Raw genomic sequence first — 24,424 nt, 5'->3', positions numbered from 1 at the left:
CTGCCGGTTGTGTGACTGGTTCCATATTTTGCTTCGTGGGGCTTCTCTTCTAGAATCAGCCAAATTTTGTTTGGGACATACCATGGCTGGCAGTCAGATCGAACGTGTCTTCAGCGTGCTGGAAAGCCTGACCGGTGAACCGCAGGGTTTGCCGATGCAGACGTTGGCCGAGCAACTGGAAATCCCTAAAAGCGCGACTCATCGTTTGCTCGCTGAACTGATTCGCCTGGGGTACGTGCGGCAGAATCCGGACAACCTGCGCTATCACCTGTCGACCAAGCTGGTGGCCATGGGCTTTCGATACTTGTCCGGCAGCGGCGCGGATATCATCCAGCCAGTGCTCGATCGTCTGGCCGGGGAAACCGGTGAGCTGGTGCGTCTGGGGGTGATCCAGGGGGAGCGCCAGGTGTGGATCGCCAAGTCCCAGGGTGCCCGTTCCGGTCTGCGCTACGACCCGGACATGGGGCGCGATGCGCCTTTGTTCTACACGGCCTCCGGGCACGCGTGGCTGGCGTGCATGAGCGATGCCGAGGCGCTGTTGCTGGTTGAGCGGCAAGGGACCGAGTTGCCTCAAGACGTCGGGCCTAATGCACCGCGTTCGAATATTGAACTGCTGGAGCGCTTGCGTCTGGCGCGGGAGCAGGGTTATGCCTGGGTCGAGGAAAGTTCGGCGGTGGGCACCTCGGCGATTGCCGCCGTGGTGCGTCATCCACTGGATGGCCGGGTCATCGGCGTGCTCAGTATTGCCGGGCCAAGTGCGCGAATGCCCGGTGCGCGATTGCATGAATTGGCGCCAACCTTGTTGAAATACGCCGATGAGCTTTCGCTGGCGAGCCAGGCATCAGAGTTGTTCAGTTGAACCTGAAGTCTGCTTGAATAAACAGTGTGCGGTATTCGCCCACTTTCTTGAGTCGTAGATTTCATAAAATGGAACCAGGTTCTAAATTATTCATGTCTCGCCTCAACCCATAAAAGGACTTTGTCTTGACGTCGCCCAGCAGTACCCCGCTTTCCGGCGTCAATCAGCCCTTCAAAGGGATCCTGCTGATCGTTGTCGCGACTTTCCTGTTTTCCAGCCACGACGCCTTTTCCAAATACCTCTCCGGTTTCTATCCCATTGTCATGGTGGTCTGGGCGCGTTACGTGGTTCACACCTTGCTGATGGCCGGGATTTTCCTGCCGCAATCCGGGCTACGAGTGTTGCGTACCAAGCGGCCATTTCTGCAATTGATCCGGGCATTGTGCCTGCTGGGCACCAGTCTGTTTTTCACCACGGGGCTGATGTACATCCCGTTGGCGGAGGCCACGTCGGTCAACTTCCTGGCGCCGGTGCTGGTCACCGCGCTGTCGGTGCCGCTGCTTGGCGAGCGGGTGACGCGGGGGCAATGGCTGGCGGTGATCTGCGGTTTTATCGGGGTGCTGATCATCGTTCACCCGGGGGGAGATCTGTTTACCCCGGCGGTGTTGCTGCCGTTCTGCTCGGCGCTGTTTTTCTGCTTCTATCAACTGCTGACGCGCAAGCTCAGTGAGATCGACAGCCCGACCACCAGCAACTTTTTCGCGGGCCTGTGCAACACGCTGGTGATGAGTGCGCTGGTGCCGTTCTTCTGGCAGACACCGAACCTGGTGCATGGCGCGATGATGCTGGCGCTGGGGGCCTGCGGGATGACGGCGCACCTGTTCCTGACCCAGGCTTTTCGTCTCGCGGCACCGGCACTGCTGGCACCGTTCAGCTATTGCCAGATCATCTTCGCCGGCCTGCTGGGCTGGCTGCTGTTTTCCCATACGCCGACACTGACCACCGTGCTCGGCATTGCCGTGATCTGTTGCAGCGGGTTGGCAGCGGCCTGGCAGCAAAGCCGCCGCTAAGCTGCGGCAAAACGCAGGCAAAAAAAAGCGCAGACCCGAGATCGGGCCTGCGCGGAGGGAGCATCAGACTTCTACTGTCGGAATCTTGCGCGGTGCCATGAAGTACATCCAGATCAGCGCAATGAAGTACATCGCCGGAATCATGGTGAACAGCACGGTGTAGTTGTTGTTGGTGATGGTCAGGATATGGCCGACCAACTGAGTCATGAACATCCCGCCAATCGCCGCACACATGCCGCCGAAACCGAACACCGTACTCATCATGTGCTTGGGTGTGTAGTCCATCACCAGGCTCCAGATGTTAGCTGTCCAGGCCTGGTGCGCGCCGATGGCCAGGGAGATGGCGGCCACCGCAACCCATAGATTGCTGGAGCCGGCAGCCATGATGACGCCGATGATGCAGCAGGCGAACAGGAACATGGACATCAGTCGCGCCTTGATCGGGTTGACGCCGCGACCGATCAGGAACGAGGAGAGGATGCCGCCGCCGACGCTGCCGAAGTCGGCGGTGAGGTAGATGATGATCAGCGGAATGCCCATCTGGGTCACGTTGATGCCCAGGTTGTATTGCTGATTGAGGAACGGCGGCAGCCAGTACAGGTAGAACCAGAACACCGGCGCGGTCATCGAGTAGGCGAGGGCGAAGGCCCAGGTGCCGCGCATGCGCAGGATCTTCGAGAACGGCACGCGGGATTGTTCCGGCTCGACTTCCTTCTGGATGTAGTCCAGTTCCGATTGTTTGACGCTCGGATGCTCTTCCGGGTTGAAGTACTTCAGGCCCCAGAACAGCAACCAGATCCCGCCCAGTGCCGACATGCACAGGAACGCGGCCTGCCAGCCCCATGCGTGGAGGATCAGCGGCAGCAGCATCGGGGTGACCATCGCACCGACGTTGGTCCCGGCATTGAATATCCCGGTGGCCACGGCGCGCTCGCCGGCCGGGAACCACAGGCGGGTGGTTTTCACGCAGGCCGGATAGTTGGCGGCTTCGGTCAGGCCAAGGATGAAACGGCAGACCATGAAGCCGGCCGCTGAAGTGGCCAGGCCATGGGCGCCGGTTGCCAGGCTCCAGAGCAACACCGCGCAGAAGAACACGCGCTTGACGCCGACCCGGTCGATCAAGCGGCCTTGCAGCACGAAGCCGATGGCGTAACCGACCTGGAACCAGAAGTTGATGTTGGCGTAGTCCATCGCCGTCCAGCTCATCTCCTTGGCCAGGATAGGCTGCATTACGCCCAGGGCGGCGCGGTCGATGTAGTTCAGGGTAGTGGCGAAAAACACCAGCGCCAGCATGCCCCAACGGGTTTTGCCGACCGCCATGGCGCCGCGGATTTTATCGCCGATGCCGCCAGAGGCAGCGCTCATGGCCGGAGCCATGCGTGAGCTAGGTGCAGGATTCATGTGTGCCATCCGTTCAATGACTGACAAGCGAAGCTCGTCGGGACTTCAAGGGCGCGTGATCAATCGATGGCGACGGGCGCGGTTGGACTGATCGGCTGTGTTCGTCGGGCTGACGAGTTATTCAGCGAGCGGCACGCGAGTGCCAGCGGTGCGCGGGGGGCGGATGGACGCCAGGCAAGGCGTAATGACGGTTGAGTGATCGAGCAAGGCGTTGAAGGAGCGCATGAGCGTATACCCGTTTTTTGAAATTTTTATGTGGTGTTCTGGGTCTTGTTAACTGGGAACCGGTGATTCATGACCGGACCCAATGTGGTGTTGATGTTGCGCAGTGGACAAAAAATCGTCAATTCGCCAACCACCATTGTGTTCGATAATCGAACACAAAACTAACCGGATAGTACACTTTGAATTGCTGTGCGGGATCGCCAAGCCAATAATTTACCCAGGACAAACACTACCCCTGTAGGAGCGGCCGAAGGCTCCTACAGGGATCGGGCGTGCGATGCCCCCTAACAAGATGGTCCCCATTACCGGGAGTCGAAATATGCAGCGTTCCATTGCCACCGTATCCTTGAGCGGTACCCTGCCGGAAAAACTCGAAGCCATTGCCGCCGCCGGGTTCGACGGTGTGGAGATTTTCGAGAACGACCTTCTCTACTACGACGGCAGCCCAAGGGAAATTAAACAGATGTGCGCCGATCTCGGGATCGCCATCACCCTGTTTCAACCTTTTCGTGATTTCGAAGGCTGCCGGCGTGATCGGCTGTCGCGCAATCTGGAGCGCGCCGAGCGCAAATTCGACCTGATGCAGGAACTGGGCACCGACCTGGTGCTGGTGTGCAGCAACGCCTCGGCCGACTCCATCGGTGATGAACAGATTCTGGTCGACGATCTGCGACTGCTGGCTGAGCGTGCCGGGGCCCGTGGTCTACGCATCGGTTACGAAGCGCTGGCCTGGGGCCGGCATGTGAACACCTATCAACAGGTGTGGAACATCGTGCGTCAGGCCGATCATCCAAGCCTTGGCGTGTTGCTGGACAGCTTTCACACCTTGTCGCTCAAGGGCGATCCAAGTGCTATCGCCGAGATTCCCGGCGACAAGATCTTCTTCGTGCAAATGGCCGACGCACCGATCCTGGCCATGGACGTGCTGGAGTGGAGCCGGCATTTTCGCTGCTTCCCGGGCCAGGGTGAGTTCGACTTGCCAGGGTTCCTCGCGCCGATCATCCAGAGCGGCTACACCGGGCCATTGTCGCTGGAGATCTTCAACGACGGCTTCCGCGCCGCGCCGCCACGGGCCAATGCCGCCGACGGCTTGCGCTCGTTGTTGTACCTGGAAGAGAAAACCCGCGAGCGTCTGGCGCAGGAAACCAGGCCTGCGGCCAACCCCGGGATTCTGTTCGAAACACCCAAGGCCAGCGAGTACAACGGCATCGAATTTCTCGAATTCGCCGTGGATGAAAGCCTCGGCGCCAAGCTCTCCCATTGGCTGGAGCGACTGGGTTTCGTCAAGGCCGGGCAGCATCGCTCCAAGAGCGTCAGCCTGCTGCGTCAGGGCGATATCAACCTGATCCTGAACTCGGAGCCTTACTCATTCGGCCACAGCTTTTTCGAAGCCCACGGCCCTTCGCTGTGCGCTACGGCCGTGCGGGTCAAGGACAGCGCCAGCGCACTGGCCCGCGCCGTAGCCTACAAGGGCCAGCCCTATCGCGGGCTGGTCGGCCCCAACGAGCTGGAGCTGGCGGCGGTGCGTGCGCCGGATGGCAGCCTGATCTATCTGGTGGATCAACACGCCGATGTTTATGGCACGGACTTCAATCTGTACCCGCAAGCGCCTGTCAGCGGCGGCCTCAAGCGCATTGACCACATGGCCATGGCGCTGCCGGCCGACAGCCTCGACAGTTGGGTACTGTTCTATAAGAGCCTGCTGGATTTCGAGGCGGACGATGAAGTGGTGCTGCCGGACCCTTATGGTCTGGTGAAGAGCCGTGCCTTGCGCAGTCGCGACAGTTCGATCCGCTTGCCGCTGAACATTTCCGAGAATCGCAACACCGCGATCTCACACGCGCTGTCGAGTTATCGCGGCTCCGGAGTGCATCACATAGCCTTTGATTGTGATGACATCTTTGCCCAGGTCAGCCGTGCAAAAGAGGCGGGCGTGCCGCTGCTGGATATCCCGCTCAACTACTACGATGACCTGGCGGCGCGGTTTGACTTCGACGACGATTTCCTCAGCGAACTGGCCTACTACAACGTGTTGTATGACCGCGACGCCCAGGGCGGGGAGCTGTTTCACGTGTATACCGAGCCGTTCGAGGGGCGGTTTTTCTTTGAAATCATCCAGCGTAAAAACGGATACGCCGGCTACGGCGCGGCCAACGTGGCGGTGCGGCTGGCGGCCATGGCCAAATCCCGAAGCGGAGCCATCCGTCAGGCCAAGTTGTAGGAAATTCGTAAACGCGGGATTAAACGTGGGCCGCGCGGCTTCCTTCACCGTGCCGCGCAGCCCATAATCGCCAGCCTGTGCAGTGATGGCCGTGAGCCCGCAATGACAATGACTTCAGAACTCCCCGCCGCCTCCGTAGAACCCGGTGCCGAGCCGCGCAAGAGTCGCAAGAACAACCCGGAAAAGACCCGCGAAAACATCCTGCAGGAGGCAATTGTCGAATTCGTCCAGCAGGGGCTTTCCGGGGCCCGCGTCGATGCCATCGCCGAGCGCATCCACACCTCCAAGCGCATGATCTACTACTACTTCGGCAGCAAGGAGCAGCTCTACGTCGAGGTCCTGGAAAAACTTTACGGCGATATCCGCAACACTGAAAGCCGTTTGCACCTGACCGAACTGGCACCGGTGGAAGCGATTCGGCGGCTGGTTGAATTCACATTCGATCACCACGATCGCAACGTCGATTTCGTGCGCATCGTCAGCATCGAAAACATTCACAACGCCGAGTACGTGAAGCGCTCCGATGCGATCAGGGCGATGAACAATACCGTTCTCGATTCCCTCGATGTGATCCTGCGTCGGGGCGTTGAAGAGGGTGTATTCCGCGCCGGCCTGGTGCCGCTGGATGTGCATCTGCTGATCAGCTCGTTCTGCTTTTATCGCGTCTCGAACCGCCATACCGTGGGCGAGATTTTCCAGATCGACTTGCCGGATGAGCGCATCAAGCAGCGTCATCGGGAGATGATTTGCGAATCAGTGCTGCGTTATTTGCAGGCTTGAAAAGATCGCAGCCTTCGGCAGTTCCTACAGATCAATGTGATTGACGTAGGAGCTGCCGAAGGCTGCGATTTTTTGATCTTCAGTCCTTCATGCCCTGGAAATGCTCGAGCATTCTCTGGGCATCCGGCACCACGCCGCTGAACAGCTCGAATGCCTTCACCGCCTGAAACACCGCCATGTTGCCGCCGTCCAGCGTGCGGCAACCGAGGGCGCGGGCGTTGCGCAGCAGTTCGGTTTCCAGCGGGAAGTAAACGATCTCCGCCACCCACAACTCGGCTCGAAGCAACTCGACCGGCACCGGCATACCCGGCAGTTTTTTCATGCCCATCGGCGTGGTGTTGACCAGGCCGTCAGCCTGGGCCAAGGCGCTCGGCAGGTCATACCCGGCCATCGCCAGACCGACACCGAAATGCTGATTGAGGTTGTCGGCCAGATCCTGGGCGCGGCGGATGTCCACGTCAAAAATGCTCAGTTGCCGTACGCCTTCGCTCAACAGGGCGTGGGCCACCGCCGCCCCTGCGCCGCCGGCGCCCATCTGTACGACACGTTCAACGGCAACGCCTTTCAGACCCCGTCGAAAGCCCTCGGCAAAGCCCAGGCAATCGGTGTTGTGGCCGATGCGTTTGCCATCCTTGAGCACCACCGTGTTGACCGCACCGATACCGCGGGCCTCCGGCGAGAGTTCGTCCAGCAGCGGGATGATTGCCTGTTTGCACGGAAAGGTGATGTTCAAACCGGTGAAGTTCATGCGCTCGGCGGCCATCAACAGGTCGGGCAGGGCGTTGCTGTCGAGTTTCAACTGATCAAGATCAATCAGACGATAGAGGTAGCGCAGCCCTTGGGCATCGCCTTCATGCTCGTGCAAGGCCGGTGTGCGGGAAGCCTGGATGCCGGCGCCGATCAGCCCGGCCAGTACCACGTTGTTCTGAGTCACGGCGATCACCCCTTCAAACGATGACTGAAGTGTTCCAGCGCCAGGCGATAGCCGTGACTGCCGAACCCGGCCATCACCGCCGTTGCAATAGCGGATACGAACGAGTGGTGGCGGAAGGGCTCGCGGGCGTGCACGTTGGACAGGTGGACTTCGATGACCGGCAGCTCGCTGGCGACCAGGGCGTCGCGGATGGCGACCGAGGTGTGAGTCCACGCGGCGGGATTGATGACGATCCCGGCGCAGCGACCGCGGGCCGCGTGAATCCAGTCGAGCAGTTCGCCCTCATGGTTGGTCTGGCGAAACTCCACCGCCAGGCCGAACTCTTCGGCGGCGCGTGCGCACAGGGACGAAATGTCTGCCAGGGTTTCGTGGCCGTAAGTCGCCGGTTCGCGGGTGCCGAGCAGGTTCAGGTTCGGGCCGTTGAGCACCAGAACGATAGGGGACATCGGAATCTCTCCACTTATTATTGTTGGAATCGGCCAAGGTTCTCGGCCTGTGGAGATAAATTGTACTAACTAGTTAATTTGGTCAATTGAAGAGAGGGCACGCTGGCGGTTTGTGGGCGATGATCGGACACTTTCTGTGTTCAGCGCGGCAAATGTTCCACCAGAAAATCAATGAACGCCCTCAAGCGCAGCGGTACATGTCGACTTTGCGGGTACAGCAGGGTGAATGGTCGCGAGCGCCCGCCATAGGGCTTGAGCACTTCCACCAGTGAGCCGTCGGCCAGTTCCTTTTCCACGATAAAACGATAGGTCTGAAACAACCCTGCCCCGTGTTTGGCCAGCGTCACCCCGCCCAATACATCATCGGAACAACTGAGGTTGCCCTCGGCCAGAATCTCCCGGGGCACGCCTTCATCGTTGAACAACCAGGCAATGCGCCGGCCGCTGCTGGGTAACTCGTATTGAATGCATTCGTGGTGTTCGAGGTCGTCGAGGGTTTGCGGCATGCCGGCCTGTTTCAGGTAATCAGGGCTGGCGATCAGCACCAGGGCGGCATCTTCCAACTGGCGGGCTATCAGGCCTGAATCCGGGATGGCTCGCACGCGAATCGCCATGTCGTAGCCTTCGCCGACGAAATCGATGTTGCGATTGCTGATATGCGACTCGACTTTCACCGCGGGATAGCGCGCCCGAAATTCGGGCAGCAGCGGCAGGATTCGATGATGCGCGTAGGTGGTCGGAATACTGATGCGCAAAGTACCGGACGGCACTTGCTGCTGGCCCATGACCTCGCGCTGGGCCTCGACCAGTTGCGCAAGGGCCTGGCGACATTCTTCGTAATAACGGCGACCACTGTCAGTGAGCTTCACGCTACGCGTGGTGCGCGCGAACAGCCGCACGCCCAGGCGTTCTTCCATGCGTGACACCGATCGGCTCACGGCAGCGGGCGTGACACCTGCCACCAGCGCTGCGGCAGTAAAACTGCCAGCCTCGGCGGCCAGGCAAAACAGCTCAATGCTGCCCAACTGAAGATCGTCGAATTGTCGCTGCATGATTGATGACACCGGGGATCAAATGAAAAAGCTGGATCAGTAATTATCAGCTGCCAGCGCTGTAAAGAAAGGATTTCTTACCAATTCGCGTGGTGTTCGGCAGACCCGGGAAGCACCAGAACGCTAGCCTGAGGACGGAAGAAATGATTCGGCTGCCAATGCCAGCGGTCGGATTTTCCAGGGAATGTCGGATCCTCGGATTCAAAAACCTAACGGATGGGTTAGCATGAAGGTATGCAGTTTCAAAGGGCTGTCGGTAGTGATCATGTTGCGAGACGAGCATTGTCCGCCTCATGCGCATGTGGAAGCGGGTACGTGGAGTGCGAGATTCAGATTCAGCTTTTGGCATAACGGTGTCGAGCTCTGGGATGTCGTTCCTCTTTCGCGTCGGCCGCCATTGGCGGTGCTTGAGGGTTTGCGCCAATCGCTCAAGCAACCTGCCCATTTGCGACGCGCCCGCGGCATCTGGTGGCGAAAACTACAAACGGCCTGTCTTGATAATCAACTATGGGACTGGCAAAGCAACGAAGTCGTTGTGGTGAAAAGGGTTGTCAGCACGACCAATATGATTGGATCGGCTTGCTACGTACCTGAATCGAACAAGACATTGCTGTCCCTGATCGGTGCACAGGAAAGTGTGGAGATCGAGTTATGAAAACGATAAAAGCCAAGGTTCTGGCCGATAATCCCGTAACGGAAAGTAGCCTGGACAAAGCCATTGAACGGGGCGAACTACGTAGAAAAAATAGCCTGCAAGCGACAGCGGTTACCTACCTGGCTCCCTGTCTGGCCCCTTGTCTGGCCCCCTGTCTGGCAGTAGTCTTCGAAGACGGCAGCGGCGTATTGTTGCCCGTGGCCAATTATCCGGAGTTCGATGGTTTTGAAGTCGAGGACTACGCCAGCCTGACTGTCGGCTATGCGGGGACTGCACTGTGCCATGAAGGCAAGGACGTGCATGTGTCTATCGCCGGGATGATTTCTGCGAGCAAGCCGTTGATGGCCATGGCGGCCTCGGTCGTCGCTTCGCGCAATGGTCGCCAGAGCAGCGCCGCAAAGTCTGAAGCCGCGCGGGCCAACGGCAGGAAAGGCGGGCGCCCGCGCAAGGTCGATGTTGTCGTGTAAGTGCCCACAAAAAAGCCGTCGTGAAGACGGCTTTTTTGTGCCTGGCAGATGCCATCAACGCCGGGTCAGCATCACCCCGGACTCCATGTGATGGGTCCACGGGAACTGGTCGAACATCGCACACCGGCTGATGCGGTGGGTGTCGTGCAGTTGGGCGATGTTGGCTGCCAGAGTCTCCGGATTGCAGGAGATGTACAGGATGTTGTCGAAGCGCCGGGTCAGCTCGCAGGTGTCCGGGTCCATGCCGGCGCGGGGCGGGTCGACGAACACGCTGCCGAACTCGTAGCTCTTGAGGTCAATGCCGTGCAGGCGGCGGAACGGACGCACTTCGTTCAGGGCTTCGGTCAGCTCTTCGGCGGACAAGCGCACCAGGGTGACGTTATCCACAGCGTTTTCGCTGAGATTGCTCAGCGCCGCGTTGACCGAGGTCTTGCTGATTTCGGTGGCGAGCACTTTGCGTACGTGGGTGGCGAGGGGCAGGGTGAAGTTGCCGTTGCCGCAATACAGCTCCAGCAAATCATCGGAGCGATCCCCGAGCGCATCGTACGCCCAGTTGAGCATCTTCTGGTTCACCGTACCGTTGGGCTGGGTGAACGCGCCTTCCGGCTGGCGGTAGCTGAAGGTGCGGCCGCCGACGTCCAGTTGCTCGACCACGTAATCGTGACCAATGACTTCGCGTTTGCCCTTGGAGCGGCCGATGATGCTGACGTTCAGATCCGTCGCCAGTTTCGAAGCCGCCGCATGCCAGTGCTCGTCCAGCGGACGGTGATAGCACAGGGTGATCATTGCGTCGCCGGCCAGCGTGGTCAGGAACTCCACCTGGAACAGCTTGTGACTCAGGGCCGCACTGGCTTGCCACGCGGCCTTGAGCTGCGGCATCAACTGGTTGATGCGCAGGCTGGCAATCGGGAACTCTTCGATCAGGATGGGCGTGCGTTTGTCTTCCTGGGAAAACATCGCGTAATGCCGCTCGCCGGCCTCACGCCACAGGCGGAACTCGGCGCGCAGGCGGAAGTTTTTCAGCGGCGAATCGAAAACGGCCGGCTCGGGTGCATCGAACGGGGCCAGCAGGTCTCGCAAACGCGTGACCTTCTCTTCGAGTTGAACGGCATAGGCCTGGGAATCAAAAGTCATGCGTTGAACCAACCCAGCTTGATCACGAACAGAATCGACAGGATCACCAGCGCCGGGTTCAGCTCACGGCCACGACCGGACATCAGCTTGATGGCGGTCCAGGAAATGAAACCGAAGGCGATGCCATTGGCGATGGAGTAAGTGAACGGCATTGCCAGCGCGGTGATCACCACAGGCGCGGCGACGGTAATGTCGTCCCAGTCTATTTCGGCCAGGCCGGATGTCATCAGCACGGCGACGAACAGCAGGGCCGGTGCAGTGGCGAAGGCTGGAACACTGGCGGCCAGTGGCGAGAAGAACAGCGCCAGCAGGAACAGGATCGCGACGACGACGGCGGTCAGGCCGGTGCGGCCACCGGCACTCACGCCAGCGGCGGATTCGATGTAGCTGGTGGTGGTCGAGGTGCCCAGCAGGGAACCGGCCATGGCTGCGGTGCTGTCGGCGATCAGCGCGCGGCCCATTTTCGGCATGTGGCCGTCCTTGCCCATCAGGCCTGCACGCTTGGCAACGCCGATCAGGGTGCCGGAGTTGTCGAACAGGTCGACGAACAGGAAGGCGAAGATCACGCTGACCAGACCGATGTCCAGTGCGCCCTTGATGTCCAGTTGCAGGAAGGTCGGGGCCAGCGACGGCGGCATCGACATCACGCCGCCGAACGGGGTGAAGCCCATCACGATCGAAACGATGGTTACCACCAGAATGCCGATCAGCACCGCACCGCGTACGGCAAGGGCCTCAAGTGCGACGATCAGGGCAAAACCGAGGGTGGCGAGGATCGGAGCCGGTTGTTTCAGGTCGCCGAGGCCGACCATGGTCGCCTGGTTGCTGACCACGATGCCGGCGTTGTGCAGGGCGATCAGCGCCAGGAACAGGCCGATACCCGCAGCAATGGCCGAACGCAGTGGCAACGGGATGCTGTTGATGATCCATTCACGGATGCGGAAGATCGACAGCAGGAAGAAACACACTGCCGAGATGAATACCGCGCCGAGCGCCACTTGCCAGGTATGGCCCATGTGCAGGACTACGGTGTAGGTAAAGAAGGCGTTCAGGCCCATGCCCGGCGCGAGGGCGATCGGGTAGTTGGCGATCAGGCCCATGGTCGTCGAGCCGATGGCAGCTGCCAGACAGGTGGCGACAAACACCGCGCCCTTGTCCATGCCGGTCTCGCCGAGGATGCTCGGGTTGACGAACAGAATGTAGGCCATGGCCAAAAAGGTCGTGACGCCCGCCAGAATCTCGGTCCGCACGTTGGTGTTGTGTGCCTTGAGTTGAAACAGCCTTTCCAGCATGTCTGCTCCCCGTGGCGCGCCGGGCGCCGTGAATGTATCGACCTCAACAGCAAAGCACAGGCAGCAGAACGCGCCTGGAAATTACTGTGGGCCGGAAAAAGCCGCGCATCATACCAGTAGCTTGGGAATATGGCTGCTTATGGCGGTGATCGTCGTCGATGTTTTGCGACAAAGCCAAGTGCGCCATACTGCGCGCTGGTTTTTCGGGGGTGGAAAGGACTGCATGAAAAGGCGTCTGGTTAGCGTGTTCGGCGTATTGGTGGCGTTGCTTCTCGGGGCGCAAACGGCCACGGCGGCATCGGCCCCGCCATTGAGTCAATTGAAAGTGCTCAAAGTCGCGTCGCCGTCCTGTGGCGTTGAAAATATCGACGAAGGGCAAACCCGGACGCGCTGCGATCACAATGGCCCGAACATCACGGTGTACGTGCTGGAAGTGGGTTACGGGCGTGAGGCCCATGTCGCCCTGGACGGTTTTGAAGTGAATGGCACCCGCACACCGGTCTGCGCGTTCAAGAACGGCAACCTGACCAGTTGCACCCCCGGGGAAAAAACCGTCGGCTATTTGTATGCACTCGATCTGGCGGGTAAGCAGGAAGGCACATTGACCTTCAGCAATACCTCGATCAATGCGCCCGGCAATACGATGTCGACGCAGCTTTACATCCAGTAGCCACATGTCTCGAACAAGGCGCGGGAAAGCTGACTACGCTTAAAAGATCATTCCGTGGACAGTACCTGATGACCTTTAGAGCCTTGATTGCCCTCGCCGAGGGTACCGATGACCTGCAGACCGTGACCCTGATCGACGTACTGCGCCGCGCCAAAATAGAAGTGGTGGTGGCCAGTATCGAAGGGCGACGCATGCTCACTTGCGCACGCGGCACTCGGCTGACGTCCGATGCCATGCTGGTGGACTTGCTGGCGCAGCCTTTCGACCTGATTGCCTTGCCGGGGGGCGCCGTGGGGGCGCAGCACCTGGCAGCCCACCAACCCCTGCAACAATTGATCAAGGACCAGGCGGCAGCAGGCCGCCTGTTCGCCGGCATCGCCGAAGCGCCCGCCGTGGCGCTGCAAGCCTTTGGCGTTTTGCGTCAACGGCGCATGACCTGCCTGCCATCGGCCAGCCATCAACTGTTGGGCTGTAACTTCGTCGATCAACCGGTAGTGGTCGATGGCAATTGCATCACCGCCCAGGGCTCGGCTGGCGCATTGGCATTTGCCCTGGCGCTGGTGGAACAACTCTGTGGAAAAGCCACGCGTGCGGCGGTGGCGGGGGAGTTGTTGGTGTAGCCCGCTTAGACTTTCGCCTCTTGCTTCTCTTCATCTTTAGCCACGTGCATGCGATCGCGGCTGGCCAGGGTCGGGAACAGTTTGACCCACACCCCGGTCACCACCAGCGTGCCGATCCCGCCCATGACCACGGCTGGCACGGTGCCGAACCAGTGGGCAGTCAGGCCCGATTCGAATTCGCCCAACTGGTTCGAGGCACCAATGAACAGACCGTTCACAGCGCTGACCCGGCCGCGCATTTCGTCCGGGGTTTCCAGTTGAACGAACGATGCGCGGATCACCATGCTGATCATGTCTGCCGCGCCCAACACCACCAACACCGCCAGGGAAAACCAGAACGAGGTCGACAGGCCGAAGGCGATGGTGGCCACGCCGAAGATGCCCACGGCGGTGAACATCACCCGCCCGACATTGCGCTCCACGGCAAAGCGCGCCAGGAACAGCGACATCAGCAGCGCACCCACTGCCGGTGCCGAGCGCAACAGGCCTAGTCCCCACGGGCCGGTCAGCAGAATGTCCTTGGCGAACACCGGCAGCAGTGCCGTGGCCCCCCCCAATAGCACCGCGAACAGATCGAGGGAGATCGCCCCGAGAATGTCCGGACGACTGCGGATGAAGCGGATGCCCGCGAGCAGTGAATCCAGCGTGGCCTTGCCCTTGTTCAGCGGCGTCTGCCGGGCCGGCAGGTTGAGCATCAGCGAACAGGCGATGACATACAGCAGCACCGTGGGGCCATACACCCAGACACTGCCGAAGGCGTAGAGCAAACCGCCGAGGGCCGGGGCGACGATGGTGGCTGATTGCTGGGCCGATTGTGCGGCGGCCACGGCCCGGGGAAACAGCGCGCTGGGTACGATGCTTGGCAGCAGGGCCTGGGTGGTCGGCATTTCAAAGGAACGCGCGGCACCGAGCAGGAAGGCCAGGATGAAGATCATTTCCCGAGTGACATGGTCGGTCGCGCTGCCAATGGCCAGCGACAGGGCGATCAATGCCTGCAAGGACTGGCAGATCGCCGCGACCTTGCGCCGGTCATAGCGGTCGGCGACGTGCCCTGTGTGCAGCATGAACAGCACGCGCGGGGCGAACTCGACCAGGCCGACCAGCCCCAGGTCGAGCACATTGCCGGTCAATTGATACAGGTTCCAGCCGATGGCCACGGTGAGCATCTGGAAGCCGCTGGCGGTAAAGATCCGGGCCAGCCAGAACGCAAGAAAAGGGCGATGGTGACGTAACAGCAAGGGCTCTTGGCTGGGCATCTGCGGGGAAATCTGGGGAGAGGGGAACAGCGAGATTATCACCAACCTGTAACAAGAAGTTGCCATGACTAAAAAATTAGTTAGCCAGACATCGATTTTCCTGTGGGAGCGGCGGTGCGACGATTCGACTTGCTCGCGAAGGGGGCATCAGCTTCAACATCAATGTTGACTGACACTCAGCCTTCGCGAGCAAGCCCGCTCCCACAGGAAATGTATTTCAACTCGTGACCAAGGCCATGAGGCAACTTGTCACGCGGCAATAGACCACGCGGTTCATCCCCGAAATTGGGACTACTCTTTCAACGTTGATTGATCCAGATCAAAACCCGCAAAAGGAATTGATCCGGCGGCCGCAAGGCCAGATTCCCTGCGTTGTGATGCGTGCAAAAAAAAGAACAAACAGAGATTCGCCACACTCCATATCCGTGGGGCCGTGGGTGCAGGCTTCCAGCCAGCAGCCGTACTACCTGACAGAGGAAGACTTATGTTCGGTTTAGAGGCACTTGATCTCGCCCGAATTCAGTTCGCGTTCACCATCTCGTTCCACATCCTGTTTCCGGCCATCACCATCGGCCTGGCGAGTTACCTGGCGGTACTCGAAGGCCTGTGGTTGAAAACCCATAACGACACCTACCGTGACCTCTACCATTTCTGGTCGAAGATCTTTGCCGTCAACTTCGGCATGGGCGTGGTTTCCGGCCTGGTCATGGCCTATCAGTTCGGTACCAACTGGAGCCGCTTCTCGGACTTCGCCGGATCGGTTACCGGGCCGTTGCTGACCTATGAAGTGCTCACGGCGTTCTTCCTCGAGGCGGGGTTCCTGGGGGTCATGCTGTTTGGCTGGAACAAGGTCGGGCGTGGCCTGCACTTCTTCGCCACCGTGATGGTGGCCATCGGTACGCTGATCTCGACCTTCTGGATTCTCGCGTCCAACAGTTGGATGCAGACCCCGCAGGGTTTCGAGATCGTCAACGGGCAGGTCATACCCACCGACTGGCTGGCAGTGATCTTCAACCCGTCGTTCCCCTATCGCCTGATGCACATGGCCACTGCGGCGTTCGTAGCCACGGCCTTCTTCGTGGGGGCCTCTGCGGCCTGGCATTTGCTGCGCGGCAAGGACAACCCGGCGATCCGTAAAATGCTCTCGATGGCCATGTGGATGGCATTGATCGTTGCGCCGATCCAGGCGGTCATCGGCGACTTCCACGGCCTCAATACACTTGAGCATCAGCCGGCGAAAATCGCCGCGATCGAGGGGCACTGGGAAAACAAGGGTAACGAGGCGACTCCGCTGATCCTGTTCGGCTGGCCGGACATGAAGGAGGAAAAAACCAGGTTCGCCGTCGAGATCCCGTACCTGGGCAGCCTGATCCTCACGCACTCCCTGGACAAACAGGTGCCGGCGCTCAAGGAGTTCCCGCCTGAAGACCGGCCAAATTCGACCATTGTGTTCTGGTCGTTCCGGATCATGGTGGGCCTGGGTTTGCTGATGATCCTCACCGGTTTGTGGAGCTTGTGGCTGCGCAAGCGTGACACCCTCTACACCTCGCGGCCGTTCCTGTACCTGGCGTTGTGGATGGGGCCGTCAGGCCTGATCGCGATCCTCGCCGGCTGGTTCACCACCGAAATCGGCCGCCAGCCGTGGGTGGTCTACGGCCTGATGCGCACGGCGGATGCATCGTCCAACCATAGCGTCATGCAGATGAGCATTACCCTGATCCTGTTCGTCGTGGTGTATTTCGCCCTGTTTGGCGCCGGACTTGGCTACATGATGCGCCTGGTGCGCAAGGGGCCGAAGATCGACGAAGGCAAGGAAACCAACGATGGAGGCCCCGGCCAGAAACGCACTCCGGCCCGTCCGCTGTCCGCAGCCGACGACGATCACACCGATGCCGGCCACAGCCTGACCAAGGAGATTTGAATCATGGGTATTGATCTTCCGCTGATCTGGGCCGTGATCATCATCTTCGGCATCATGATGTACGTGGTCATGGACGGTTTCGACCTGGGCATCGGCATTCTCTTCCCGTTCATTCCGGGCAAGACCGATCGCGATGTGATGATGAACACCGTCGCCCCGGTCTGGGACGGCAACGAGACCTGGCTGGTGTTGGGCGGCGCGGCATTGTTCGGCGCGTTTCCGCTGGCCTATTCGGTGGTGCTCTCGGCGTTGTACCTGCCGCTGATCCTGATGTTGATCGGGCTGATCTTCCGCGGTGTGGCCTTCGAGTTCCGCTTCAAGGCCAAGGACGACAAGCGCCACCTGTGGGACAAGGCGTTCATCGGTGGCTCGGTCACCGCGACGTTCTTCCAAGGCGTTGCGCTCGGTGCGTTCATCGATGGGCTGCCGGTGGTCAACCGGCAGTTCGCCGGTGGTTCACTGGACTGGCTGACACCGTTCACGATGTTCTGTGGCGCGGCACTGGTGGTGGCCTATGCGCTGCTCGGTTGCACCTGGCTGATCATGAAGACCGAAGGCAAGTTGCAGGAGCAGATGCATGACCTGGCACGGCCATTGGCCTTCGTCCTGCTGGCGGTGATCGGCATCGTCAGCATCTGGACCCCGTTGGCCCACCCGGAAATTGCCGCACGCTGGTTCACCATGCCGAATCTGTTCTGGTTCATGCCGGTGCCGATTCTGGTGCTGGTGACGATGTACGGCCTGATCCGCGCCGTGGCCCGCAACGCGCATTACACGCCATTCCTGTTGACCCTGGTGCTGATCTTCCTCGGTTACAGCGGGTTGGGCATCAGCCTGTGGCCGAACATCATCCCGCCGTCAATCTCGATCTGGGACGCCGCCGCGCCGCCGCAAAGTCAGGGTTTCATGCTGGTGGGTACGCTGTTCATCATCCCGTTCATCCTGGGCTACACCTTCTGGAGCTACTACGTGTTCCGCGGCAAGGTCACCCATGAAGACGGGTATCACTAGTGTGCTGCACAACGAACCTGTGGGAGCGAGCTTGCTCGCGATGGCGTCTTCAAAGGCGCCAACCCTCTCTACTGGAGAATTGAGTCATGTCCGGCAAACACACCCTGCACGACATCGAAGAAGCCGAAAAAAAACCGCTGTGGCAGCGGCTTGGCTGGTTGGCCCTGATCTGGGTCGGCAGCGTGGGCGCCTTGTTCATCGTCGCCAGCCTGATGCGTCTGTTCATGAACGCAGCCGGCCTGACGACGCACTGACATCTCTCCCGCAGCCTCAAGGCGCGGATTTATAACCCTCCGAGCGGAGGGTTTTTTTTGCCTGTTACTTGCGCGCCTTGAGAATCACGAATTTCGGATTGGCCGCCACTTGCTCGACGCCACGGAACAATCGCGCCAGCTTGCTGTGGTAACCCAGGTGACGATTGCCGACGATGTACAGCGCGCCGCCCACAACCAGCGCTTCGCGCGCTTGCTGGAACATCCGCCAGGCCAGGAAGTCGCCCACGACCTGTTGCTGGTGAAACGGCGGATTGCACAGCACCACGTCAAGCGATTGCGCTTCCTGGCCGGCCAGTCCATCGCCGGCACGCACGATCACTTCCCGCTCACCCAACGCTGCGCGCCAGTTTTCGGCAGCCGATTGCACGGCCATGAACGATTCGTCCACCAGCGTGTAGTGGGCCTCGGGGTTTTGCAGGGCGCTGGCGATGGCCAGGACGCCGTTGCCGCAGCCGAGATCGGCAACCCGCGCCGAGCCAAGGTTTTTCGGCAGGTGTGGCAAAAACGCCCGGGTGCCAATGTCCAGGCCTTCGCGGCAAAACACATTGGCGTGGTTGAGCAGTTCGATAGCCGGTTCGTCGAGTCTGTAGCGTGTCGGGTAAGGCGACTCAACCGAGGGTTTGTCTTGCGCCGTGGCAATCAACAACCGCGCCTTCTTCACCGCCAGCGAAGCTTGTACGGGGCCGATGTAACGCTCCAGCAAATCGCCCGCTGCCCGAGGCAGGTGCTTGATCATGGCCGCGGCGACCACTTGGGCGCCGGGTGCCAGTTGGCCTTGCAGGCGGATCAGTTGCTCTTCCAGCAATGCCAGGGTTTTCGGTACGCGGATCAGCACGCAGTTGAATGGCCCGACGGGGGGCTCGCTGGCGGGGACGCTCGGTACCGCATCAAACGCCAGGCCGTTGCGCACCAGGTTCTTTTCAAGACCCTGCAAGGCCAGGAATGAATCACCGCTACTGACTACCCGCACCTTGCCCGCCAGGCTGGCCGCCAAGGCGCCGAAACTGTCGTTGAGCACCAATACCCGGGTATCGGCCGTCGGTTGCTGTTCGGCCAGATGGTTAAGCAGGTATTCATCAGCCGCATCGAAAGCTTGCAACGGTTCGTTCTGCTGTTCAGGCTGGCGGATCAGGTCGAGGCTGGCGAAGGGTGTTTCGAGCAAAGGCATGGGGCGGGGCTCTGGGTAATCAACGGATGTCCCGCTGCCCTCAGGCGTTGGTGCGGGCGGAGCCGTCCGAGTGTACTGCGTCGTGAAGGTTTACACGCCATCACTCAGGAGGGACCGCAAATGGTACGTTTTTTTTGTCTGGATTACCCGCAGGTTTTCCCGCAGTCGGGCGTTTTCAGATGACTTTGGCCCGGACCGCGGCCATGACTGCCGCCATCTTGTTGTTGACGCCGAGCTTTTCGATAGCCCTGTGCACATGAAAGTTGACCGTGCGTTCACTCAAATTGAGGATCCTGGCAATTTCATAAGCCGTCTTGCCATCGGCCGACAGTTTCAATACTTCGATTTCCCGCCGTGACAAGGGGGGCGCTTGAGTGCGAACCGGTTTTTTCGGTTGCATCCCGATCGCCAGGGCGTGCAGGTGGCGACTGATGAACACCGAGAATCCAAGATTCTCGTACAGCTCATAGGCTGAAATCGGGCAATGGCTTCGGGCCAGGCTGAGAATGCTGCGCAGGCCGGTTTCTTCATCGTGGATTGCTTGCGACCAGCCATGCGCCAAGCCTTGCTGTTGCAGCAGTTGCCATAACCACGGGGTTGCGCAGAAGAGCTCTTTGCTCCAAAGCACGGGTAGCATGGAGTGATTGCAATAGGCCGCTACTGGGTCAATCTCGCAGGCATTGCTTTGTTCATACTGTGTGTTCCAGTTGTGTGGATAGTTGTTCAGGTTGACGGGGCAGCAATCAGTGCGACTGTTGGCTGAAATGGTTGAAAAGGCACAAAATTTATATCCAAGGTTCCTGACGAAATTCAGTGATATTCGATAGGCCGTATTAATGTCCTGTGTTTGAGAAAGCAGTTGAAGCTGTGACTCCTTCCAGATTTCCATATACGGGGTCTCCAACAGTATGTTCCCGGAGGGTGCCGGTTTTGGATCCGAGATCCGGCACGTGACGGAGTGTAGGATATTTCTGACAACTGTAGTCCAACGATTTTGCTCTTTTAACTGCTGAAAACTGTGTGCCGTGTTCTTAAGTCGTGCGTGAAATGTTAAATGCCATATGTCATTTTAAGTTGGCTGGTGTTTCTCGATTCGAATAATCAATAAGTTGCACATTCAATAACACTACAAAATGTCTGTGTTTATGCTGCCGTCTTTGCGGGACACTGAGGTATCTTTTGATTGGAGCCTTCCATGTCCGTCAGCGAAGAAAAATTTACCCGTCAGACCTTGCTCGAGGTTCATCCGTTGACCCCGAACCTGTTTACCCTGCGTGCCACGCGGGATGCGGGGTTTCGTTTTCGGGCGGGGCAGTTTGCCCGGTTGGGCGTCACCAGGGCTGATGGCAGCACGGTATGGCGCGCTTACTCCATGGTGTCCTCACCCTTTGACGAGTTCCTCGAGTTCTTTTCCATTGTCGTACCGGGCGGTGAGTTCACCAGCGAGCTCAGCCGGTTGGTTGTTGGCGACAAATTGCTGGTCGACCGCCAGGCCTTTGGCTACCTGACGCCGGACCGTTTTGTCGATGGGCGCGATCTATGGCTGTTATCCACCGGGACCGGCGTGGCGCCGTTCCTGTCGATACTGCAGGATTTCGAAGTCTGGGAGAGATTCGAGCGGATTATCCTGGTCTACAGCGTTCGTGAAGCCCGGGAACTGGCTTATCAGGAACTGATCGCGGGGCTGACGCAACGTGACTATCTGGCCGAGTACGCACACAAACTGCAATTGATCACCACGGTCACTCGTGAACAGCATCCTGGCTCATTGAACGGGCGTATCACCACACTGATTGAAAGCGGCGAATTGGAGCGCACCGCGGGTGTTGCGCTGACGCCTGAACACTCACGGGTCATGTTGTGCGGCAATCCGCAGATGATCGATGACACGCGCAAGCTGCTTAAACAGCGGGACATGCACTTGAGCCTCAGCCGGCGACCCGGTCAGGTGGCGGTGGAAAACTTCTGGTAAAAAAACGACGCCTCGAAGGCGCCGTTTTTATGCGGGTGCGGTCACGGCCGGTTGTTCTGGACCTTGAGCAAGTCGCGGATCTCGCCCAGCAACTCTTCTTCCTTGGTTGGAACCGGCGGCAGGCTAGGGGCCACGGCCTCTTCGCGCTTCAGGCGGTTAATGGCCTTGACGCCCACGAAGATCGCGAGGGCGACGATGATGAAGTCGATGATGGTCTGGATGAATTTGCCATAGGCCAGCACCACCGCCGGAGTCGCACCGTCTGCTGCCTTGAGTGTTATGGCCAGATCACTGAAGTCCACGCCACCGATCAGCATCCCGATTGGCGGCATGACCAGGTCACCGACAAACGATGTAACGATCTTGCCGAAGGCCGCGCCGATGATGATGCCGACGGCCATGTCGACCACGTTGCCTTTGACCGCGAAGGCCTTGAACTCGTTTAGCACGCCCATAGGTTATTTCCTTGTTACAGATGAGGTTGATGTGCGCAGTGTAAATCAGCCAATCGCATTCTGCTCGAGTCAACGGCGTGCCGTGCTTGCCGGCAATCGATCCGGGTGGTCATGGAGAACTCGCCGATTGATCTCATCTGTGGGCCGGTCAGCCCGTCTGCGGCAGTTCGCTTTCGGCTTTTTTTCAGCGATATGACTTCGCTGTATGAGCGAACCAGGTTGAAGGACCATCCTTGAGTTGGGATGTTGGAATTGTTCGGGTAGTTGTTAAACAAAAAAACCGCCATTGAAATTTGACTGCAGTTGCAGTGCTGTTAACTGTTTTGTTAGTTTGTGCTCGGTTTTGTTTGAGTGTTTTTAAGTTATGCATCAGGTATGAAGGTGAATAAAGCTTGTATAAGTTTTTAAGGCAGTAGTGAGGCTCGTATCAAGAGTTTTTTGAGTGTGTTGGGTGGAAACTTATACAAAATTTTTGTATAGCGGTCGTGTTTCAAAAAAACACGAATGCAATAAGGCTATTTGACATCATTCAAGAGATTATAAAATATCTGCCCGCACTCGCGTGCCTCAGCTGAGCTATCATCGCGTTTTTTCCGGGAGTTCCGATGGCCAAGGCCAAGCGCATGTACGGCTGCACCGAGTGCGGCTCAACCTTCCCAAAATGGGCCGGCCAGTGTGGTGAATGCGGGGCCTGGAACACGCTCACCGAAACCATGGTGGAAAGCGGCGGGGCAGCCGCCCCCAGCGGTCGGACCGGCTGGGCCGGGCAGCAGGCGCAGATCAAGACGCTGGCCGAAGTCAGTGTCGAAGAAGTTCCTCGCTTCTCCACCGCTTCCAGCGAACTCGACCGGGTTCTGGGTGGTGGCCTGGTGGATGGCTCTGTGGTGCTGATCGGTGGCGATCCGGGCATCGGCAAGTCGACCATTCTGTTGCAAACGTTGTGTAACCTCGCCAAGAGCATGCCGGCGCTGTACGTCACCGGTGAAGAATCCCAACAGCAAGTGGCCATGCGTGCGCGACGCCTGGGGTTGCCTCAGGATCAACTGCGGGTCATGACCGAAACCTGCATCGAAGCCATCATTGCCACGGCCCGCCAGGAAAAGCCCCGGGTGATGGTGATCGACTCGATCCAGACGATCTTTACCGAGCAACTGCAATCGGCACCGGGTGGTGTATCCCAGGTGCGTGAAAGCGCGGCGTTGCTGGTGCGTTATGCCAAGCAGAGCGGTACGGCGATTTTCCTGGTGGGGCACGTCACCAAGGAAGGCGCGCTGGCGGGCCCTCGGGTTCTGGAGCACATGGTCGACACTGTGCTGTATTTCGAAGGCGAGTCCGACGGGCGTCTGCGTCTGCTGCGCGCGGTGAAGAACCGTTTCGGTGCAGTCAATGAACTGGGCGTGTTTGGCATGACTGACAAGGGCCTGAAAGAAGTCTCCAACCCTTCGGCGATTTTTCTGACCCGGGCCCAGGAAGAGGTCCCGGGCAGTGTGGTGATGGCGACGTGGGAAGGCACGCGGCCGATGTTGGTGGAGGTACAGGCGCTGGTGGACGACAGTCATTTGGCCAACCCGCGGCGGGTCACGCTGGGGCTGGATCAAAACCGGCTGGCGATGCTGCTGGCGGTGCTGCACCGTCATGGTGGCATTCCGACCCACGACCAGGACGTGTTTCTCAACGTGGTCGGCGGGGTCAAGGTGCTCGAAACGGCGTCCGATCTGGCGTTGATGGCAGCGGTGATGTCCAGTTTGCGCAACCGGCCGTTGCCTCACGATCTGCTGGTGTTCGGCGAAGTGGGGCTGTCCGGTGAGGTGCGACCGGTGCCGAGCGGTCAGGAGCGTTTGAAGGAGGCTGCCAAGCACGGCTTCAAGCGGGCCATCGTGCCCAAGGGTAATGCACCGAAGGAGGCGCCACCGGGGTTGCAGATTATTGCCGTGACCCGTCTGGAGCAGGCGCTCGATGCACTCTTCGAGTAACGATTGTCTCCCTGTAGGAGCTGCCGCAGGCTGCGATCTTTTGATCTTGCATTTTCAAGATCAAAAGATCGCAGCCTGCGGCAGCTCCTACAGGGAGGTGCGCTCAGATTTCGATCAGTGCCCCCAACTCCCGTTCGAGTTCGACCTCGTCGGCCAGGTTGAGCTCGATCAGCCGTCGCAGCCGTTCGATGGACTCCAGACTGATGTGCAGGCAGACAAACCCGAGTTGGCCATGGTCATCGTGGGCCAGTTTCGCATCCATGGTGATGTCGACGTCTTCGCTCAGATGAATGTCGATCAGAAAATCCTGCTGCGGATTGCCCTGCCACGAATCGGGGCGCTCAATCAGCACCCCTTTGAACGACAGATCAACCAACTTCACCGGCCAGGTGAACTCACCTTGACTCAGCTCGGTTCGGGCATCGAATGCAATACGTTTGAAGCGGCGACGGTCGGCAGGGTGCTCGCTCATGGCACGATCCTCGTAGATGTACGCTGACTATAGACCGGCATTCTTCAAGGCTGCCAGCGCTGGCGGGTGTCCAGACCTATGTCGGGGTATGGCCTTTGCCGTCAGGAGCGCTAAACTCGGTGTGGCTGTCTTTCTTGTCCACTCTGGCTGGAATA

General features: G+C 59.3%; 24 protein-coding genes. 13 read left to right on the top strand and 11 right to left on the bottom strand.

All coding sequences use genetic code 11. The annotated features are described in order from the left end of the window. Positions 1-82: 82 nt before the first annotated feature. Both ACXX83_RS21045 and ACXX83_RS21040 read left to right on the top strand, forming a co-directional pair. Positions 83-859, top strand: coding sequence for an IclR family transcriptional regulator (locus ACXX83_RS21045; protein WP_015096932.1), 777 nt, complete (start codon positions 83-85; stop codon positions 857-859). Positions 860-984: 125 nt separating this feature from the next. Then, positions 985-1,869 carry a DMT family transporter gene (locus ACXX83_RS21040; RefSeq protein ID WP_015096931.1) on the top strand — a complete coding sequence of 295 codons (885 nt, stop codon included), beginning with the start codon at positions 985-987 and terminating at the stop codon, positions 1,867-1,869. Between the two features lie 63 nt (positions 1,870-1,932). Here the strand turns inward: ACXX83_RS21040 and ACXX83_RS21035 are convergent, their stop codons facing one another. Next, a complete protein-coding gene (locus ACXX83_RS21035; protein ID WP_217836428.1) occupies positions 1,933-3,270 on the bottom strand; it encodes an MFS transporter in 1,338 nt (445 codons plus the stop codon). Positions 3,271-3,814: 544 nt separating this feature from the next. Between ACXX83_RS21035 and quiC the strand changes: the two genes are divergently transcribed. Together quiC and ACXX83_RS21025 are read left to right on the top strand one after the other, a co-directional pair. After that, a complete protein-coding gene (gene quiC / locus ACXX83_RS21030; RefSeq protein ID WP_015096929.1) occupies positions 3,815-5,716 on the top strand; it encodes a 3-dehydroshikimate dehydratase QuiC in 1,902 nt (633 codons plus the stop codon). Between the two features lie 102 nt (positions 5,717-5,818). Beyond that, positions 5,819-6,496, top strand: coding sequence for a TetR/AcrR family transcriptional regulator (locus ACXX83_RS21025; RefSeq protein ID WP_458373882.1), 678 nt, complete (start codon positions 5,819-5,821; stop codon positions 6,494-6,496). 79 nt (positions 6,497-6,575) lie between these two features. Here the strand turns inward: ACXX83_RS21025 and ACXX83_RS21020 are convergent, their stop codons facing one another. The 3 genes from ACXX83_RS21020 to ACXX83_RS21010 all read right to left on the bottom strand — a co-directional run bounded on the left by ACXX83_RS21020 (position 6,576) and on the right by ACXX83_RS21010 (position 8,928). Continuing rightward, the gene (locus tag ACXX83_RS21020) at positions 6,576-7,430 is read right to left on the bottom strand and encodes a shikimate dehydrogenase (RefSeq protein WP_095965782.1); all 855 of its coding nucleotides are present in this window, start codon (positions 7,428-7,430) and stop codon (positions 6,576-6,578) included. A gap of 5 nt (positions 7,431-7,435) precedes the next feature. Then, the gene (aroQ, locus tag ACXX83_RS21015; RefSeq protein ID WP_458549488.1) at positions 7,436-7,876 is read right to left on the bottom strand and encodes a type II 3-dehydroquinate dehydratase; all 441 of its coding nucleotides are present in this window, start codon (positions 7,874-7,876) and stop codon (positions 7,436-7,438) included. Between the two features lie 140 nt (positions 7,877-8,016). Then, positions 8,017-8,928: a LysR family transcriptional regulator gene (locus tag ACXX83_RS21010; protein WP_015096925.1), complete on the bottom strand. Its 912-nt coding sequence runs from the start codon at positions 8,926-8,928 to the stop codon at positions 8,017-8,019. Between the two features lie 226 nt (positions 8,929-9,154). On the opposite strand from ACXX83_RS21010, the gene ACXX83_RS21005 reads away from it, so the two are divergent. Together ACXX83_RS21005 and ACXX83_RS21000 are read left to right on the top strand one after the other, a co-directional pair. Beyond that, complete coding sequence (locus tag ACXX83_RS21005; protein ID WP_015096924.1) at positions 9,155-9,583, top strand: hypothetical protein; 429 nt, start codon at positions 9,155-9,157, stop codon at positions 9,581-9,583. Then, positions 9,580-10,050 (top strand): DUF2442 domain-containing protein, encoded by a 471-nt coding sequence (locus tag ACXX83_RS21000; protein WP_458549487.1) that lies wholly within the window; start codon positions 9,580-9,582, stop codon positions 10,048-10,050. The genes ACXX83_RS21005 and ACXX83_RS21000 overlap by 4 nt, the downstream gene beginning before the upstream one ends. A gap of 54 nt (positions 10,051-10,104) precedes the next feature. On the opposite strand, the gene trmA is transcribed toward ACXX83_RS21000, so the two are convergent. Both trmA and ACXX83_RS20990 read right to left on the bottom strand, forming a co-directional pair. Next, positions 10,105-11,184: a tRNA (uridine(54)-C5)-methyltransferase TrmA gene (trmA, locus tag ACXX83_RS20995; RefSeq protein ID WP_458549486.1), complete on the bottom strand. Its 1,080-nt coding sequence runs from the start codon at positions 11,182-11,184 to the stop codon at positions 10,105-10,107. Next, entirely contained in the window at positions 11,181-12,476 is a 1,296-nt protein-coding gene (locus ACXX83_RS20990; RefSeq protein WP_007975781.1) for an NCS2 family permease, read from the bottom strand. The genes trmA and ACXX83_RS20990 overlap by 4 nt, the downstream gene beginning before the upstream one ends. Positions 12,477-12,699: 223 nt before the next feature. Between ACXX83_RS20990 and ACXX83_RS20985 the strand changes: the two genes are divergently transcribed. Both ACXX83_RS20985 and ACXX83_RS20980 read left to right on the top strand, forming a co-directional pair. Then, a complete protein-coding gene (locus tag ACXX83_RS20985; RefSeq protein WP_458549485.1) occupies positions 12,700-13,146 on the top strand; it encodes a DUF4879 domain-containing protein in 447 nt (148 codons plus the stop codon). A 68-nt stretch (positions 13,147-13,214) separates the two neighbouring features. Then, positions 13,215-13,766, top strand: a complete 552-nt coding sequence (locus ACXX83_RS20980; protein ID WP_007975779.1) for a DJ-1 family glyoxalase III — start codon at positions 13,215-13,217, stop codon at positions 13,764-13,766. A gap of 5 nt (positions 13,767-13,771) precedes the next feature. Here the strand turns inward: ACXX83_RS20980 and ACXX83_RS20975 are convergent, their stop codons facing one another. Further along, positions 13,772-15,022, bottom strand: a complete 1,251-nt coding sequence (locus tag ACXX83_RS20975; protein WP_007975778.1) for an MFS transporter — start codon at positions 15,020-15,022, stop codon at positions 13,772-13,774. A 484-nt stretch (positions 15,023-15,506) separates the two neighbouring features. Between ACXX83_RS20975 and ACXX83_RS20970 the strand changes: the two genes are divergently transcribed. From ACXX83_RS20970 to ACXX83_RS20960, 3 genes are all read left to right on the top strand, one after another. After that, positions 15,507-16,943, top strand: a complete 1,437-nt coding sequence (locus ACXX83_RS20970; RefSeq protein ID WP_458549484.1) for a cytochrome ubiquinol oxidase subunit I — start codon at positions 15,507-15,509, stop codon at positions 16,941-16,943. Between the two features lie 3 nt (positions 16,944-16,946). After that, positions 16,947-17,954 (top strand): cytochrome d ubiquinol oxidase subunit II, encoded by a 1,008-nt coding sequence (gene cydB, locus ACXX83_RS20965; RefSeq protein WP_217836421.1) that lies wholly within the window; start codon positions 16,947-16,949, stop codon positions 17,952-17,954. A gap of 86 nt (positions 17,955-18,040) precedes the next feature. Further along, positions 18,041-18,208, top strand: a complete 168-nt coding sequence (locus tag ACXX83_RS20960; protein ID WP_095942044.1) for a DUF2474 domain-containing protein — start codon at positions 18,041-18,043, stop codon at positions 18,206-18,208. Positions 18,209-18,272: 64 nt separating this feature from the next. Here ACXX83_RS20960 and ACXX83_RS20955 read toward each other — a convergent pair whose 3' ends face one another. Both ACXX83_RS20955 and ACXX83_RS20950 read right to left on the bottom strand, forming a co-directional pair. Next, positions 18,273-19,397 carry a methyltransferase gene (locus ACXX83_RS20955; protein ID WP_458549483.1) on the bottom strand — a complete coding sequence of 375 codons (1,125 nt, stop codon included), beginning with the start codon at positions 19,395-19,397 and terminating at the stop codon, positions 18,273-18,275. A 175-nt stretch (positions 19,398-19,572) separates the two neighbouring features. Then, the gene (locus tag ACXX83_RS20950) at positions 19,573-20,286 is read right to left on the bottom strand and encodes a helix-turn-helix transcriptional regulator (RefSeq protein ID WP_126052827.1); all 714 of its coding nucleotides are present in this window, start codon (positions 20,284-20,286) and stop codon (positions 19,573-19,575) included. A gap of 306 nt (positions 20,287-20,592) precedes the next feature. Between ACXX83_RS20950 and ACXX83_RS20945 the strand changes: the two genes are divergently transcribed. After that, positions 20,593-21,369 (top strand): ferredoxin--NADP reductase, encoded by a 777-nt coding sequence (locus tag ACXX83_RS20945; RefSeq protein ID WP_095965667.1) that lies wholly within the window; start codon positions 20,593-20,595, stop codon positions 21,367-21,369. A gap of 41 nt (positions 21,370-21,410) precedes the next feature. Here ACXX83_RS20945 and mscL read toward each other — a convergent pair whose 3' ends face one another. Further along, the gene (mscL, locus tag ACXX83_RS20940; RefSeq protein ID WP_458549482.1) at positions 21,411-21,824 is read right to left on the bottom strand and encodes a large-conductance mechanosensitive channel protein MscL; all 414 of its coding nucleotides are present in this window, start codon (positions 21,822-21,824) and stop codon (positions 21,411-21,413) included. Between the two features lie 605 nt (positions 21,825-22,429). Here mscL and radA point away from each other — a divergent pair. Beyond that, positions 22,430-23,797, top strand: coding sequence for a DNA repair protein RadA (radA, locus tag ACXX83_RS20935; protein ID WP_007981045.1), 1,368 nt, complete (start codon positions 22,430-22,432; stop codon positions 23,795-23,797). A gap of 103 nt (positions 23,798-23,900) precedes the next feature. Here the strand turns inward: radA and ACXX83_RS20930 are convergent, their stop codons facing one another. After that, the gene (locus ACXX83_RS20930) at positions 23,901-24,269 is read right to left on the bottom strand and encodes a PilZ domain-containing protein (protein WP_458549481.1); all 369 of its coding nucleotides are present in this window, start codon (positions 24,267-24,269) and stop codon (positions 23,901-23,903) included. Between the last annotated feature and the right edge of the window lie 155 nt (positions 24,270-24,424).

This window comes from Pseudomonas sp. GNP012 (assembly GCF_054343835.1).
This window is presented reverse-complemented; position numbering and strand designations above follow the sequence as displayed.